Source organism: Priestia sp. JV24 (assembly GCF_025910025.1).
Taxonomy (GTDB): domain Bacteria; phylum Bacillota; class Bacilli; order Bacillales; family Bacillaceae_H; genus Priestia; species Priestia megaterium.
This window is the reverse complement of sequence record NZ_JAPCIN010000015.1, coordinates 396206-411449: the sequence shown is the minus strand read 5'-3', so window position 1 is coordinate 411449 and position 15244 is coordinate 396206. Positions and strand designations below refer to the sequence as shown.

General features: G+C 37.4%; 14 protein-coding genes and 1 riboswitch. Of the genes, 2 read left to right on the top strand and 12 right to left on the bottom strand.

Features of this window, described 5'->3' with window-relative positions:
* Positions 1 to 286: 286 nt before the first annotated feature.
* Together OK414_RS11430 and OK414_RS11425 are read right to left on the bottom strand one after the other, a co-directional pair.
* A complete protein-coding gene (locus tag OK414_RS11430) occupies positions 287 to 1426 on the bottom strand; it encodes a zinc-dependent alcohol dehydrogenase (protein WP_016764018.1) in 1140 nt (379 codons plus the stop codon).
* Between the two features lie 209 nt (positions 1427 to 1635).
* On the bottom strand, positions 1636 to 1905 hold the full coding sequence (locus tag OK414_RS11425; protein WP_013083053.1) for a hypothetical protein: 270 nt from the start codon (positions 1903 to 1905) through the stop codon (positions 1636 to 1638).
* A 504-nt stretch (positions 1906 to 2409) separates the two neighbouring features.
* Between OK414_RS11425 and OK414_RS11420 the strand changes: the two genes are divergently transcribed.
* The gene (locus OK414_RS11420) at positions 2410 to 3528 is read left to right on the top strand and encodes a GerAB/ArcD/ProY family transporter (protein ID WP_263045603.1); all 1119 of its coding nucleotides are present in this window, start codon (positions 2410 to 2412) and stop codon (positions 3526 to 3528) included.
* Between the two features lie 359 nt (positions 3529 to 3887).
* Here OK414_RS11420 and OK414_RS11415 read toward each other — a convergent pair whose 3' ends face one another.
* From OK414_RS11415 to OK414_RS11375, 9 genes are all read right to left on the bottom strand, one after another.
* Positions 3888 to 5222 (bottom strand): FAD-dependent oxidoreductase, encoded by a 1335-nt coding sequence (locus OK414_RS11415; protein ID WP_263045602.1) that lies wholly within the window; start codon positions 5220 to 5222, stop codon positions 3888 to 3890.
* Between the two features lie 241 nt (positions 5223 to 5463).
* Positions 5464 to 5901: a YrvL family regulatory protein gene (locus OK414_RS11410; RefSeq protein ID WP_047932115.1), complete on the bottom strand. Its 438-nt coding sequence runs from the start codon at positions 5899 to 5901 to the stop codon at positions 5464 to 5466.
* 83 nt (positions 5902 to 5984) lie between these two features.
* Positions 5985 to 8066: a DNA topoisomerase III gene (locus OK414_RS11405; RefSeq protein WP_016764011.1), complete on the bottom strand. Its 2082-nt coding sequence runs from the start codon at positions 8064 to 8066 to the stop codon at positions 5985 to 5987.
* A gap of 127 nt (positions 8067 to 8193) precedes the next feature.
* Positions 8194 to 9846: a DUF2339 domain-containing protein gene (locus OK414_RS11400; RefSeq protein ID WP_263045601.1), complete on the bottom strand. Its 1653-nt coding sequence runs from the start codon at positions 9844 to 9846 to the stop codon at positions 8194 to 8196.
* A gap of 173 nt (positions 9847 to 10019) precedes the next feature.
* Positions 10020 to 10256: a hypothetical protein gene (locus OK414_RS11395; protein ID WP_013056931.1), complete on the bottom strand. Its 237-nt coding sequence runs from the start codon at positions 10254 to 10256 to the stop codon at positions 10020 to 10022.
* 99 nt (positions 10257 to 10355) lie between these two features.
* Complete coding sequence (locus OK414_RS11390; RefSeq protein ID WP_016764009.1) at positions 10356 to 10799, bottom strand: hypothetical protein; 444 nt, start codon at positions 10797 to 10799, stop codon at positions 10356 to 10358.
* A 151-nt stretch (positions 10800 to 10950) separates the two neighbouring features.
* On the bottom strand, positions 10951 to 11979 hold the full coding sequence (gene splB, locus OK414_RS11385; RefSeq protein WP_025752275.1) for a spore photoproduct lyase: 1029 nt from the start codon (positions 11977 to 11979) through the stop codon (positions 10951 to 10953).
* Between the two features lie 111 nt (positions 11980 to 12090).
* Positions 12091 to 12339 carry a transcriptional regulator SplA domain-containing protein gene (locus OK414_RS11380; protein ID WP_016764006.1) on the bottom strand — a complete coding sequence of 83 codons (249 nt, stop codon included), beginning with the start codon at positions 12337 to 12339 and terminating at the stop codon, positions 12091 to 12093.
* An 85-nt stretch (positions 12340 to 12424) separates the two neighbouring features.
* Complete coding sequence (locus OK414_RS11375) at positions 12425 to 13384, bottom strand: LacI family DNA-binding transcriptional regulator (RefSeq protein WP_205662824.1); 960 nt, start codon at positions 13382 to 13384, stop codon at positions 12425 to 12427.
* 124 nt (positions 13385 to 13508) lie between these two features.
* On the opposite strand from OK414_RS11375, the gene OK414_RS11370 reads away from it, so the two are divergent.
* Positions 13509 to 13637 carry a hypothetical protein gene (locus tag OK414_RS11370; RefSeq protein ID WP_263045600.1) on the top strand — a complete coding sequence of 43 codons (129 nt, stop codon included), beginning with the start codon at positions 13509 to 13511 and terminating at the stop codon, positions 13635 to 13637.
* 39 nt (positions 13638 to 13676) lie between these two features.
* On the opposite strand, the gene OK414_RS11365 is transcribed toward OK414_RS11370, so the two are convergent.
* Positions 13677 to 14987 carry a Na+/H+ antiporter NhaC family protein gene (locus tag OK414_RS11365; protein WP_016764004.1) on the bottom strand — a complete coding sequence of 437 codons (1311 nt, stop codon included), beginning with the start codon at positions 14985 to 14987 and terminating at the stop codon, positions 13677 to 13679.
* A gap of 85 nt (positions 14988 to 15072) precedes the next feature.
* A riboswitch (SAM riboswitch) is annotated at positions 15073 to 15179 on the bottom strand.
* Positions 15180 to 15244 lie beyond the last annotated feature (65 nt).

Genomic DNA, 15244 nt, shown 5'->3' with positions numbered 1-15244 from the left:
AATAAGAATGGAATGATGGATTATTTGTTACACCCCTGTTGATTTCCGTGCAAGTCTTCGCCTTTCCTCCCAAACAACAGCTAGAAGCAATTATATACACGAAACTTACGTTTACACTATCAATAAAAAAATCCGAACGCATTCGATTCTCCATCAAGAATCAAACGTGCTCGGATCTTCCTTCAAATAACATGCTTTTGTTCCAGCCTCTTTCAAATAGATATGATTATTGTAAAAATAATTCTCAATTTTTTCTTTATACATATTTAAGGAGATATATGCTTGATTATGGTTTTAAGATAACTTTTGTACATTCATCCTGATGATTGTTAAACATTTCATAAGCTTCACTCGCTTGATCAAGAGGGATTTTATGAGAAATTATTTCTGTAGGATCAAACTCCCTATCTGTAATTTTTTTGAATAATTCTGGCATGTAATGAATTACTGGAGCCTGTCCCATTTTTAAAGTGATGTTTCTTTCAAAAATGTTCCCAAGAGGAAACATATTATATATTGATCCATATACACCTGTTAGCTGAATTGTGCCAAATTTCCTTACTGCTTTTAGTGCAATTTGAATAGCACTTAACGTTCCTCCTTGCAGCTTGAGTTTCTGTTCAATCGCTTCTACTGGTGATTTCTTTCCATCCATTCCTACACAGTCAATTACAACATCTGCTCCACCACCGGTTACCTCTTTAATATAGCTTCCCATATCGTCGTATTTATCAAAATTAAAGCACTCTACGTTATTCATTTGTTTAGCTCGTTTTAATCTATATGGAACGTTATCAACAGCGATGACCCGTTTAGCACCTTTCATCCATGCAAACTTTTGAGTCATTAATCCAATGGGGCCGCTGCCAAGAACCACTACTGTATCCCCAGGTCCAACTCCGGAATTTTCTACACTCCAATAAGCGGTTGGCAGAACATCAGACATAAATAACAATGCCTCATCTTCAAGCTCACAGGAGGGCGGAATTACAAATGGCATAAAATTCCCAAAGGGAACACGTAATAGTTCAGCCTGTCCTCCTGGGTGATTTCCGTATCGTTCAGTGAACCCGAAGTATCCTCCTGTATCGATTTCCTTATTAGGATTAGAGTTATCACATTGACTTTCTAAATCATGCTGACAATAATAACAGGTCCCGCACGAAATATTGAACGGTAAAACTACTCTGTCTCCTTTTTTTACTTTTGTTACCTCTGGACCCACTTCTTCTACAATCCCCATTGGTTCATGGCCAATAACGTATCCTTTTTCAGCAGGGAGAGCACCTTGGTAGATATGTAAATCCGAACCGCAAATAGCTGTAGATGTAATCCTAACAATAATGTCGTCTTTTTTCTTCAAAGATGGATCTTCTACTTCTTTTACTTGGATATCCTTTGCACCTTGAAAAGTTACTGCTTTCATAATCATCCTCCTTAATTAAATTACTACTCTATACCCTTAATGCCCCAAAATATGTATATGTATGGGTGGAAATTTATTTAGCCTTCATTTAGATTAAAAAATGAGCGTAAATACTGCTTACACGACAAAAAAAGCAGAAGTTCATTACCTTCTGCTTTTACAATTTATACTCTCTATTGTGAACCTGCCTAAGTAAAACAGCGGCTCTTTTATTGATTAAGATCGTTCTCCATATCTTTTATATCTTGCTGAAACTCTGTTAAACGCTGACGCTGTGTTTCAGAAGCATTTTCAAGCGCATTCTCAATTTGCTGAGAGGCTTCATTCACTTCACCTATTGCTTGCTTCGCTTCATGGCCGTACGATGCATCATTTTTAGCTTCATTTGCCTGTTCATATGCATCTACTGCTTCTTTATGCCCCTGCTGCGCTGCTTGAAACGATTGTTGTTTATCTTTATTGTATGGGTATTTTTTCATCATAGTGCTCCTTTCCATTTGTTCACTCTTTAGTGTGGCATTTTTCTACTTATTCATACGACGCTTCAATAGGTTAAAGCTAAATGAATATTCCTCATAACAAATCCCTCAATCATATAAGAGCCCTAAAAAATATCTTCTATCTCCTGAAATGCTTTCTATATCTTACAAAAATGTATAATCACTTTCTTTAGCGGACATCATACGAATAGCTTATCTGAACGAAAAAATGTATTGGGGTTGACTGCATGCACTTGTTTCTTTTCTTTTTGATCATTTGTGCAGGGATTATATGGATGGAAACAAAAAGATTACCTCAACACTCTCATAAAAAGGAACGGAACATTTTTATGGTATTCATGACAATCAGTATCATAATCGCTCTTGCAAAAATCTTTCGGCTGCCTTTAACGAACCCTTCTGATTGGGTAGAAGTAATGTTTCAACCTTTAAGTCACTTATTATTCCGTTGGATCACTTAATTAGTGTATATGGCAAAAGGATGTGCTCATTTTGCTTAATGAAATCAATATTTCAGCTGCGCAGTTTCGCAAATTAGTAACTTTATATAGCATCGGAAGCACAATTATTGTTGTACCTGCCGCTATTACAGCTGATGCTCATCAAGATGCCTGGATTGCATCACTCTTCGGCGTAGCATCAGGAATTGGCTTAGTTTTGCTTTTTACCTCACTAGGAAAAATGTTTCCCACGCTTACGCTGATGGAAATGAACGAAAAAATTTTAGGCAAACTATTTGGAAAGATTATTTCTGCTGTTTTTGTGTTATCTAATTTATTTATCAGCAGTCAAGTTCTTTACTATGTAGGAAATTTTCTTACCACTCAAATCCTTCCCTACACGCCGCTAACAGCCATCCACATTGCATTTATGGGTGTCGTCATCGTAGGAGTACGCCTAGGAATAGAAGTGATTGCACGAAGTGCCGAGATTTTATTTCCTTGGTTTGTCGGATTATTCGGCCTTCTTATTTTGTCTATGATCCCTCAAATTAAAATAGAGCATATTCAGCCTGTGTTGGAAATCCATCCAAAAGCTTTTATTCGTGCTGTTTTAACGTTTTTAAGCATGAGTTCTTTGACTTATACCATTCTGCTTATGATTTTCCCTTCACACACGCCAGACATGAAAAAGGCAACTCAATCTTTTTATGTAGGTAATATAGCCGGTGGACTAGTGATGGTGACGTTAATCTTACTCGGAATTCTAGTACTTGGTCCTTATTACTCCCAAATCACCATGTTTCCAAGCTATGAATTAGGAAGAAGAATTGATGTAGGAAACTTTCTTCAAGGAATTGAAGTAGTCATTGCTATTTTGTGGTTTATTACTCTCTTTTTTAAGCTTTGCATTTACTTTTACGCTACTCTTTTGGGGTTTGCCAATGTATTTCATATAAAGGACTACACGCTATTTTCTTTTCCAGTCGCGTTCATTATGATTACCCTTTCCCTTATTGTGTATCCAAGCGTTTCTTATCAAAAGGATTGGGATACAAAAACGTGGATTCCCTACAGCTTACTTGTAGGCATCTTATATCCACTTTTCCTTTTAATTGCCGGGTTTATTCAAAATAAAAAGCGGCGTTCTAGCAATGGATAGAAATCCAAAAACCTTTCATAAAGAATGCACCTTCAGTATAAGTAATTATTTTCCATGAAAATATAACACTAATTATTTTCATGCTTCCATCGCTGGAGTGTGTCAAATTTTTAACATTGCTGAAATCCGTTTTTTAACGTTACCGATGGGATTAATCGTTATGACTTTTTCCATTATTGTTTATCCAAGCATTTTCTATCAAAAAACATGGTTAGCCGAAACGTGGATTCCCTATAGTTTTTTCGTAGGAGCTTTTTATCCTTTTATTCTCCTTACTATAGGCTGGATCCGCTTTAGACCTGCTAAAATAAAAAAATAATAAAATCCACATAAAAAAAGCAGGTAGTCACCTGCTTTTTTTATGCTTGAAGCGCTTGAAGTCCTGCTTGGTTTAAGAAATGCCAAGGCTTATTAAAATGCGGCTGAAAGAAAAAGTCCATAAAGCCAAGCTCATCGATCGTCATTTCCTGCTGTACACATACAGACAATGTATTGATTGCTTGAGTAGCATCAATTTTAGAAATAACCTGTGCGCCTACAATTCGTCTTGTTTCTTCTTCATATACTACTTTTAACGTAATATTTTCGTACGTTGGCATGAATTCAGGTCGGTTATTCTCTGATATTGTGATACTTTTCACATTCATATCAAAAAGAGAAGCTGCTGTTTCTGTTATGCCGGTAGATGCAACATTGTAATCATAAATATGCAAGCCTGACGTTCCTTGTGTTCCCATGTACTTAATCGTTGGCTTAACAAGGTTTTGAGCTACTAATGTTCCCATTCTAACCGCATTGGTAGCAAGCGGAATATAGGCATGTTTCTTAATCGGATTGTAGTAAATGGCACAGCTATCTCCGGCAGCAAATATATCTTTTTTGCTTGTTTGCATATATTCATCAACCACAATTGCGCCGTTTGGAAGCATATCTACTTGTCCTTTTACTAAGTCTGTATTTGGACGGAATCCAACACACAGAATAACAAGATCCGCTTCGTATTCGCCATCAGTTGTCATTACTTTTTCAACAGATCCCTCACTGCCTACAAATTTAGTAACCGCTTGGTTTAATGCTAATTTAACTCCTCGATTTTCAAACTCAGTTTCCATTAAATTCGTAAATTCTGGATCAAGATATTTATTTAAAATGCGATCAGCACTATCAATAAACGTCACTTCTTTTCCATACACTTCGAATGCTTCTACTAACTCTGCACCAATATAGCCCGCACCAATTACGGCTATTTTCTTCGCTTGCTTCGCTTTTTCAATGATGTGATTAGCATGCTGATAGTTTTTACAAAGCACAACATTATTTAAATCGATGCCTTCAAGGTTTGGAATAATCGGCCATGATCCAGTTGTCATCACTAGTTTATCAAATGTATCTTCAAATTCTTTGTTGGTTTCTAAATTTCGTACAGCTATTTTTTTACCATCTGTATCAATATTCGTAACTTCATGTTTCATTTTCATATTTACACCCATCTCTTGCAATTCAGACGGTGAAGAGTAAAATAAGCCCTTTGCATCTTTTACGACCCCGCCTACATAGAGCGCAATTCCACAAGACAAAAATGAAACATTATCATTTCGCTCATAAACTGTAATTTTAGCTTCTGGATAAAGTTCTGCCATATTTTTTACTGCTGCCGTTCCTGCATGTGTACACCCTACTACTGCAATTTTCATAGATGATATCCCCCTTAGGATTATAGAAAATATGATATTGTGAAGTTTTTCACATATATTGTGAAATGTTTCACATATCTTTTACAATTCTTATTATACAAACATGTTTGTCCTTTTTCAAGAGATATGTGAAAAAAATCACATACTTTTTTAAAAAAATATGTTACAGGGTCCTTTAAATAACGTTGAAGCTTGATATGATGCGCTTTTCTTGCTGATGCGCTGCTGATGAGAAACTTCATCAGCTTGTTTTTTTACGTAGAAATTCACTATCCAATGCACTCTCCATCAAAAAAAATAAGACGGATAAAAGAGTCACCGCTAAAATAGATACAGTGATGCCGCTCACAAGCAAGTCTGCTATATAAACTGATAGAAAAGTAAAAAATATATCCACAAAAGCTGCAGATGTTATAAATAGTACTCTATTCAGTCTGGCATTCTTCATTAAAAAAATGAGTGCCTTTGAAAAAAGCTCTGTGATAGAGCCAAATACAAAAATTAAAAATAGAAATAAACATATGGCCCAGTAGGACTCATATTCCACTCCCATTACTTTAAGGAAGCCTATAAAACCAAAAAAATAGCTTACCATTAGTATCGCTAAAATGATTAGTACCATCGCTCCTACTATAAAGAACGCGATTAAACGATCCATTCCCCTGCTTTTTCTTTTCATTGTTCCACTCCACCTTACTTACTCATCACTTAATCCATATTATACGAAAAAAGTGCGATACCGTGGTATCGCACTTTTCTACATTATTTATCTTTTTTATCTTGAAGGGCTTGTTTTAAAGCATCACCCAAGCTTGAACCAAATGCTCCGTCATCATTGTATTTGTTAAGAAGCTTTCGTTCTTCTCGTTTCGAAATCTTTTTCTTTTTGTCCTCAGCTTTCTCCACTACTTGACATGAACGACATTGGAAGTACGTACCCGCTTTTCCTGAGTGAATTTCCATTCGCTTATGACACTGTGGGCAGCGTCGATTTGATAGTTTAGGGTCTTTTGCGCGTCTATAGCTGCACTCAAGACTTGAACAAACGAGCACCCTTCCTTGCTTTGTTTTCTTTTCTTTCAAGAAAGAACCGCATTCCGGACATTTAGAGCCCGTTAAATTATGAGGTTTGTACGTTTGATTACTTGTTTTGACTTGCTTAACTAGCTTTTCTGTTTGTTCGCGAATATTTGTTAAGAACTCTTTTGCATTTCCTTTTCCTTTAGCAATTGCTTCTAAGTCACGTTCCCACTTAGCCGTAAGCTCAGGCGACTTTAACTCATCTGCTACTAGGTCAATCAGCTGCTTCCCTTTTTTGGTTGCGTGCAGACGATTGTTTTGGCGATCAATGGATTCATTCTGCAGAAGTTTTTCAATAATATCTGCACGTGTTGCCGGGGTACCTAAATTATGTTTTTCCATTTGTCCAAGAAGATCCGCTTCTGTATAGCGCTGCGGCGGCTCTGTAAATGCACTTTTCATCGTTACATCTTGAATAAGCAGCTTGCTGCCTTCTTCCATATCAGGCAGCTTCACCGTTGCTTCTGAGTCTCCACTAGAAACTTTTTTGAAGCCTGCATTCACGACTTGCTTTCCGCTTGCTACTAACTGTTCCCCGTTTACTTCAAGCTCTGCTTTAACCACTTCATACTCATATGCAGGATAAAATAATGAAATAAATCGCTTTGCAATTAAGTCATACAGCTTTCGTTCATCAGCTGATAGGTCCTGTAAAAACACAGGCTGATCTGTCACGATAATAGCATGGTGATCACTTACTTTTTCGTTATTAACCACTCGCTTTGGCAGCTGTGCATTTCTTAAAATTGGACGAACCTCTTCTTTATATACAGCAGAGATGCTTTCCAAACGCTCTTTCATAGTAGAAACCATATCTGTTGTTAAATAACGGGAATCAGTACGTGGATATGTGACTAACTTATGCTGTTCATATAGCTTTTGAAGTACATTTAATGTCTTCTTAGCAGAGAAATTAAAGCGTTTGTTAGCATCCCGCTGCAGTTCGTTTAAGTCATAAGGAAGCGGCTGCGCTTCTTTATGCATTTTGCGCTTAATTGTTTTTACAACTGCTTCGCCTGATAATTTTGAGTGCAGCTCTTTTGCGCGTTTTTCATCAAAAATGCGCTTTTCATTGCCCTTTTGCCAAGCTGCTTCAAAAGATGAAAACTGAGCTGTAAGCGTCCAATATTCACTAGGTTTGAATGTATTGATTACCTGTTCACGCTCAATTATCATCGCAAGGGTCGGTGTTTGGACCCTTCCTGCCGATAATGGTTCTTCGTATTTAGTCGTTAACGCTCTCGTTACGTTTAAACCGATAAGCCAATCAGCTTCTGAACGGCAAACCGCTGAGTCATACAAGCGGTTAAACTCTTTTCCTGGTTTTAACTGTTTAAACCCATCACGAATTGCTTTATCCGTTTGAGACGAAATCCAAAGGCGTTTAAACGGCTTGTTCCAGCGTACCTTTTCCATAATCCAGCGGGCTACAAGCTCTCCTTCACGCCCGGCATCAGTCGCAATAATTAACTCTCCAATATCCTTTCTTTTTGCTAGATCGGATACTGTGCGAAACTGAGAGCTCACTTTACGAATTACTTTCAATTTCATTTTCTCAGGCATGATTGGCAGATCTTCTAATCGCCATGTTTTATATTGGTTATCATAATCCTCTGGTGTTTGTAATTCAACTAAATGACCAAGTGCCCATGTTACGACATACTTTGGCCCTTCAATATACCCTTTTTTTGTTTGTGTGCTGCCAAGTACGCGCGCAAGATCACGTGCTACACTTGGCTTTTCTGCTAATACAAGTGATTTCATTTTATGTATACCTCCAATTCACTTGTTCCATTATACATGATTGTATACCTTTTGTACGACTTCAGGATTAAGTTTACATAACACGATTATAATAAATAAAGCTGAAGAATTTCTCTTCAGCTTCTAGCTACTTCTTTTTATAAAATAGGCGTGAAATAATTAGACCGATAGCTCCTAAGACGATAAATAACAAGGCCCTTATAGCCATTGGGATAAAAGGTAAATCATATAAAACGAGTTTAAAAAGTGTTAAGAACAAAATGCCCACGCCGACATACGTTGCTGTTTTAAACGTTTTAAGTGCTCCTATAATGAATGCAGCAATGGACAGCACTAGCCAAACGGCCGTCATAATAAGCGTTTGTGTATTAGCGGAAAGATCAGTGGTTCCAGCGACCGTCACTTCCGTTGCAAAAATTAAAGAAAGAATAGAAAAAACAATACTTCCTCCAATTTTGAACGTATCATGCTCATCTTTTTCTGTTTTTTGAATGCTGATCCATATAAATACTAGAATAGATGCTAACACAACAAGCCAATTTAATGTCGGAAGAGACAGCACTTGTTCGATTGGTGTAACTAAGATATACGTTGCGCTCAGTATATAAATCGTAAAAGAAAACAGTTGATGAAGAAGATTTTTGTACGTCATGGCGATATAGTAAACCGCAAGCCCTTGAATCACATATAAAATCACTCCTTCTCTTAAATCGACGAGCTGATGAATAAAAAACGCTACTGCAACAATTAAATAGGTGATAAAAAATTCAAATTTCTCTTTAGAACTTCTAACTGCGTAAGCACCTAATACGTAAATAATAACTAACGCAAGCAGCACCAGTGTAGTCGTACCATCGTCAAAAACGGCGAGCAGCCAGCCGTACGTAACTGCCAAACTCGATAAAAGGGTAAACGCATATATTTGCAGTACGGACTTTGATAGAAAAAAACTAGAAAGTAAGCATAAATGCTGAATAAGAATCGCCATACCTAATAACCCTTTTACATCATTATCACCAACAAACGAATAGTAAATCAGTAGGGTAAGATTTAATAGTACCGCCGAAAGTACATATAAAATAGAATATTTTTGTTTGACTGCCACATATAAAAAGGCTATATACAGAAACGTTTCATAGCCGATGAAAACAAGCGCATTAGGCGAATTACTTTCAATAAGAAACGGAACTAGTACGCCTCCCACGGCGCTAATAATACCTAGCGCCTGCGAACGATAAAAGACTGTTGCTGCAATTCCTAAGATGATCCAAGTCGCATTTAGCATAAAAGCCAGCGTTGGTCCTGCTAAATGGTATAGGCTATGCATGGCAAACGTCGTTAACATGAGAATAGGAATAGCTCCTCCTACAAGTACTTGCCCGAGCACCAGCCTGCTCTTTTTAATTTGAAAATGACCTGTCACAGCAAAACCTATCGAAAGCACAAAGCCGAGAACAACTTTTGCTTTTTCATTCATTAACCCATAGTCAGAGGCTGCTTTAAATCCCCATAGCACGCCAATGATAAATACAAAAATAAAAATTCTCGGCAGCCATGTTTGAAAAAGAACTTTTTCCCAATCAACAGGCTCTTCTATTGCCTGTGAGCTTTTAGCTGCTGTTGGAGCAGGACGTTTAGTCGTCTCCTGGCGCTGCTTGGGAGGAGCGTGAACTGCTGGTCTTGGAGAATTTGTTTTATATACGAGCGACTTTAGCTTGGCTACGTCTTCTTCTAAACTGCTTATTTTTCGTTCAAGTTCTTCTATTCTTTCTTTTTCCATTTTCTCTCACCCTTTCTCTTTAAAGTATTTGTGATGTTTATATGTATATCTAACAGAACTTAACTATTATACCATTAAAAGGGATATCACTTAGAAACATTCTATTTTTAGCAAAAAAAAATACAGCGCCCTTTTCAAAAGAAAAGTTCGTTGTATAGGAGGTGCTGCATTTTTTATGTCACTTTCTCGCTGTATGTACTATGAAATCCCGCTTCGATGTGGGCTACTTGAAAACTATGGTGACCAATTAAATATTTAACAATATCCACACGGTCAATTTTACCGGGCTTATTGTTCATTGCTTCTCGCACCATAGATTGAAATGTTTCTTTGCAAAACTTCTTTTCATGAAGCAGAATCGTTTCACAATACTCTTCATGGTCTCCCTCTGAAATACGATAATAATGCATTTCTTTCACCCCTTTTTAATGTTATATCTATTACATACCCCAAATATTGCTATTTTAACAAATTAATTTTATTATTCTTTATTTTCCCATGTATATGGTTTATAGGGCAACGTTTCGAAACTCGTCGTTATAAATGCTAATTTGAAGCCGCTGAGAAAAACGTTCTTGTTCGATATATGTTTCAGGCATTAATCCAACAGGATATACCTTAGGGTTTTCGCCACTTCCTAATATGTATACATACATCTTTCCTTCGCTTGTATATCGAACCTTCGTCGAAATGCCCCCTTGCCCTTGAAGAGGCGCATACACAGCTCTTACATTATCTCTTATTTCTTGTACAAATCCATGCAGTTCAATATCTGAATCATAATAATGGTTTGCTTCATACAAGCCGTAAATACGAGACTTATCGATATCACATAATATGTTCCAAAATTCAGATAAATCTTCTTGAAACAACACTTGAATAAAATTTCGTGCAGCTTCTTGCTGTTCGCTTGTTAATTCTTTTGTTAGCGCAAACTCTTCATTTTTTAACATCTCAGTCACCTCCCTTATGTATGTAATACGACAAGAGATACAAATAACCTCTTTTTTCAGCTTATTAGCAACCAATTTATTTTTTACGTTAAAAATTAAAAAGCTATCTCGACTAAGATGTCAAAATAACTTTTCAATTACTGTAGAATAATTACGTAAAGTACTCGATTTTTGCATTTGGAAAATACTGATCAATGTAATATTCCAACGTCTCTCTTAATTCTTGTTCTTCATCTTTTGCGTATACATACTTTCCAATTCCGTAACGCCCCCACTTGTAGCGGCGCTCTTCTTCATTCATCTCAAGCTTTGTTTTCGGATAGTTTTTCTCAATCACCCGTTTGGCTGGCTTGGTAAAGCGATGCTGAATCATTTCAAATGTAATATCATCTCTTGACTCTTCAGGTATAGAAGCATCAAGCTTTTCAAACAACTGACGATACCCTTCCTGCCAACCTTCATGAATGTAAATAGGCGCCACAATAAAGCCAAGTGGATATCCGGCTTTTGCAACTTTATTAGCAGCCTCAATCCGGTAATCAAGAGGGGATGTACCGGGTTCAAAGTTTTTTATAACATAATCCGCGTTTATGCTAAAGCGAAAGCGCGTGCGGCCATTATGCTTAGCATCCAATAAATGATCCACGTGATGAAACTTAGTCACAAAGCGCAGTTGACCTAGTTCACTTTCCCCAAAATATTCAATCGCGCGCTTTAATGAATGTGTTAAATGGTCAATTCCTACGATATCAGATGTACAAGCCGCTTCAAATCGCGTTATTTGAGGGGCTCTTTCCTGCATATATTGCTCTGCTTGACCTAATATTTCTTCAACATTCACGTACGTGCGAATATATGGTTTGCTTCCCATTGTTGTCTGTAAATAACAATAGTGACAGTGCCCCATACACCCTGTTGCAAATGGTATTGCATATTCAGCTGACGGTTTAGATGTATCAAATTTCAATGTTTTACGCACGCCAACTACTAAAGTCGACTTGGCATTGCGGTATTTTTGCAAATCATTTTTTCCCGGTATATTACGGACTTGATTATGAGAAGTTGTTTGACGAATCTCAATTCCCATCTTCTCAAATTTTTCTTTTAATTGAACACCAAGCGGGTACTCCATTGCCCCTGGCTCAATATATACTAATTGAGGTACAAAAGGTTTTATCATCATGTACACTTCCTTTTTTCTAATACTAATAGCGTTTGAAAAATAAAAAGACTCTATCCTTGGTAATTATTTTTCAAACAAAAAAGACTCTCTGTTTAAGAGAGCCTTGCGTCAGTCATATTGTTCATAATCAAATATCTTATTATACATTTTTTCAGCTTCTTCATACGTTGAATACACGGCATCATCTTCAGCTAACAAATGATAAGACTCATGTAAAAACAGCGCCTTTTCACCTTTATTTTCAGGATGTTCAACAATTTCAGCCTGATTAATATTCGCAACGTTTGCCGTATGAGGATTTCGGTAAATAACAAATACTTGATCTCCCACCTGATATTCTTTTTTCTCCACGATCATCATCCTTTTCTTCTTTCTTTACTCGTATGATGTCCGCTTTTGCTCATTTTATCCGGTAAAAACACCTCATGGCATCATCAAGAATTCATACGCTTTTACGCTCAATAAACCGAAAAGGGAGCTCAATTTTCTGAGGAACCTTGCTTCTCACTAATGTAAAAAGCGTTTCTCCCATTTCCTTAAGAGGAAGTTCGATCGTTGTTATTTGTAAATAAGAAGAAAGCGGATGATTATCAAAACCAATGATAGCTAATTCACCAGGAACTGAAATACCCGCTTGTTCGCACTGAGCTTTTATTCCGATAGCGACTTGATCGTTTGTTACTAAAAGCGCCTGAGGCCGATTTTTCATCTGCACTAGTTTTTCAACCACTTTTTCACCATCTGTCACGTTCAAACAGCCTTGAAAAACCCATTCCGGATGATAAGGCTGATTTATTCTTTCTACATATTCTTTGTATGCTTGTTGCCGCTGTTGACTATTCGTACCCGTCATTCTTCCAATACAGTAGCCAATATCCGTATATCCTTTTTCTTTTAAATACAGGAGCGCCTGCTTAAAAGCTGCATAATGATCAACGTATACGGAGCGAATAGAACGATTCTGTACGTTTTCGCACACGGCTATCGGACCGTACTGCTGATAATATTCAATCGTGCTCCAGCTGCTTGCTCTAGAACAAATAATCACTCCATCAACTTGCTTTGTTTTTAGCATATGAAGCGCTTCTTCTTCTTTTTTCACATCATAGTTCGTCTGACAAATAACAAGCTGATACTGCTTTTCTAACGCCTGAGATGCCACTCCTTCTAAAAGCAGACTAAAATACGGATGATTAATAAAAGGCAAGACGACGGCAATCATATTTGTTTTCCCTTTTGATAAGTGAACGGCATTAATGTTTTGTTCATAATTAAGTTCGTGAATAACCTGCTCTACCAGCCGGCGTTTTTCTTCTTTTACATACGGATGATGATTTAGCACCCGGGATACAGTCGAAACAGATACACCAGCTTTTTTTGCGATATCTCGGATATTTGTCATGTTTTCACCTTTTTCTCTTGCGCTGAAACGCGTTTCATACTTTATTCTCATTATAAAGTGAAACAGCAAGAAGCTAAACCCGTTACCATCGTGTTTTTACTCATTTACGTAAGGAGGTCATTTCATGGGTATTTTATTATTCATTTTATTATGCGGAATTGAAATTGGAGGAGCGGCTTATGCACTTAAGCAGAACGAGACGCTTTGGAAGGAGTTAGATGATGAAAAGCCGACTGATTTTTTAAAACAGTAAAAAACCCTTAAAAAGAACATTCTTTTTAAGGGTTTGATATTACGCAGCTTCTTTAGATGACTTTGACTTTTTATTTAAACGAGGAAATCCAATTACAATTGCAATGATCCCGCAAACCGCTGTTAACATTGGGTAGAATGTAAATGGAATAATCTCAATCGGTGAAACTTTAGCAAATCCTGCTGCGAGAAGCATTTGTGCGCCGTAAGGGATAAGCCCTTGAACGCTGCATGAAAACAAGTCAAGCAGACTGGCTGATTTACGATTATCAATTGAATACTTATCAGAGATTTCTTTTGCTAACGGACCTGCCGTAATAATTGAAATCGTGTTATTAGCCGTTGCTAAATTTGTTAAACTTACCAGTCCAGCGATGCTGAATTCTCCGCCTTTTTTCGTTTGGATACGTCGTGTTAATAAGTTCAATAAGAACTGAATACCGCCATTATAGCGAATAAGCTCAACCATTCCGCCGATTAGCAGAGATAAAATAATTAACTCTGACATTCCGCCAATACCTTCTGTCACAGTTTTAGCAAGAGAAGAAAGCGTGTAGCTTCCGTCAGCTAATCCGATCACGCCGGCCAATACAATTCCTCCGGTTAAAATACTTAATACGTTTGCACCAAATATCGCAGCGACTAAGACGCCCACATAAGGTAAGATTTTAAACCAGCTGAAGTCTTTAATTTCTACTGATGACGTGTTGCCTAGCGTCATTACAAGCAATAAAATTACCGTAACAATCGCTGCAGGAAGTACAATAAAAAAGTTCACTTTTAATTTATCTGACATATTTGTTTTTTGCGTACGAACTGCTGCAATAGTCGTATCAGAGATTACGGATAAATTATCTCCAAACATTGCACCACCAACAACGGCAGCAATTGCCAATGTAATGGATACATGCGCTTGCTCACTGATCCCTACAGCGATAGGCCCTAGCGCTGCGATTGTTCCCATTGACGTTCCCATCGAAATTGAAATGAATGCGCCAATAACAAAGATTCCGACTACCACTAAGCTTTGCGGAAGCACAGACAGAGCTAAGTTTACCGTTGAATCAACAGCTCCCATGCCTTTAGCCACTTGAGAAAAAGCACCTGCTAAAATAAAAATAAGCACCATAATAATGATATCAGGATGTCCTGCTCCTTTAGCAAAACGTTCCACTTTTACATTAAGTGAATCTTTGCGGTTCATAGCCAGCGCCACAATGGCTGCAATGATAATGGCTACTAATACAGGCAGCTTATAAAAATCTCCCGTTATAATTCCTGATCCGACAAACAGGACTAAAAAGACGCCCAGCGGTAACAGCGCCCAACCGTTTCCTTTTTGTTGTTCCATTCTTAACACCTCTTGTTTACGTAATAAAAAAAGACCTCTTCTTATTGATAAGAAGAGGTCTCTTATTTGTATCATAAGATTACCCTTCTCATCTTCCAAACGAAACATCGTCTGCTGGATTTGGCACCGCACTGCGTACAGCCAGTTGCCGAGACATCATAGGGCCAGTCCCTCCGTCTCTCTTGATAAGAAGTTTATAGTTGTTTTAAAAATAGTCTTTTACTACTGTAAGCTCTTTTTATTTAATTGTCAAATGC

What these genes read in the sequence shown, in the direction of transcription:
- OK414_RS11430 (WP_016764018.1), bottom strand. Translation starts at nt 1,426, where the DNA reads ATGAAAGCAGTAACTTTTCAAGGTGCAAAGGATATCCAAGTAAAAGAA.
- OK414_RS11425 (WP_013083053.1), bottom strand. Translation starts at nt 1,905, where the DNA reads ATGAAAAAATACCCATACAATAAAGATAAACAACAATCGTTTCAAGCA.
- OK414_RS11415 (WP_263045602.1), bottom strand. Translation starts at nt 5,222, where the DNA reads ATGAAAATTGCAGTAGTAGGGTGTACACATGCAGGAACGGCAGCAGTA.
- OK414_RS11410 (WP_047932115.1), bottom strand. Translation starts at nt 5,901, where the DNA reads ATGAAAAGAAAAAGCAGGGGAATGGATCGTTTAATCGCGTTCTTTATA.
- OK414_RS11405 (WP_016764011.1), bottom strand. Translation starts at nt 8,066, where the DNA reads ATGAAATCACTTGTATTAGCAGAAAAGCCAAGTGTAGCACGTGATCTT.
- OK414_RS11400 (WP_263045601.1), bottom strand. Translation starts at nt 9,846, where the DNA reads ATGGAAAAAGAAAGAATAGAAGAACTTGAACGAAAAATAAGCAGTTTA.
- OK414_RS11395 (WP_013056931.1), bottom strand. Translation starts at nt 10,256, where the DNA reads ATGCATTATTATCGTATTTCAGAGGGAGACCATGAAGAGTATTGTGAA.
- OK414_RS11390 (WP_016764009.1), bottom strand. Translation starts at nt 10,799, where the DNA reads ATGTTAAAAAATGAAGAGTTTGCGCTAACAAAAGAATTAACAAGCGAA.
- splB (WP_025752275.1), bottom strand. Translation starts at nt 11,979, where the DNA reads ATGATAAAACCTTTTGTACCTCAATTAGTATATATTGAGCCAGGGGCA.
- OK414_RS11380 (WP_016764006.1), bottom strand. Translation starts at nt 12,339, where the DNA reads ATGATCGTGGAGAAAAAAGAATATCAGGTGGGAGATCAAGTATTTGTT.
- OK414_RS11375 (WP_205662824.1), bottom strand. Translation starts at nt 13,384, where the DNA reads ATGACAAATATCCGAGATATCGCAAAAAAAGCTGGTGTATCTGTTTCG.
- OK414_RS11370 (WP_263045600.1), top strand. Translation starts at nt 13,509, where the DNA reads ATGGGTATTTTATTATTCATTTTATTATGCGGAATTGAAATTGGAGGA.
- OK414_RS11365 (WP_016764004.1), bottom strand. Translation starts at nt 14,987, where the DNA reads ATGGAACAACAAAAAGGAAACGGTTGGGCGCTGTTACCGCTGGGCGTC.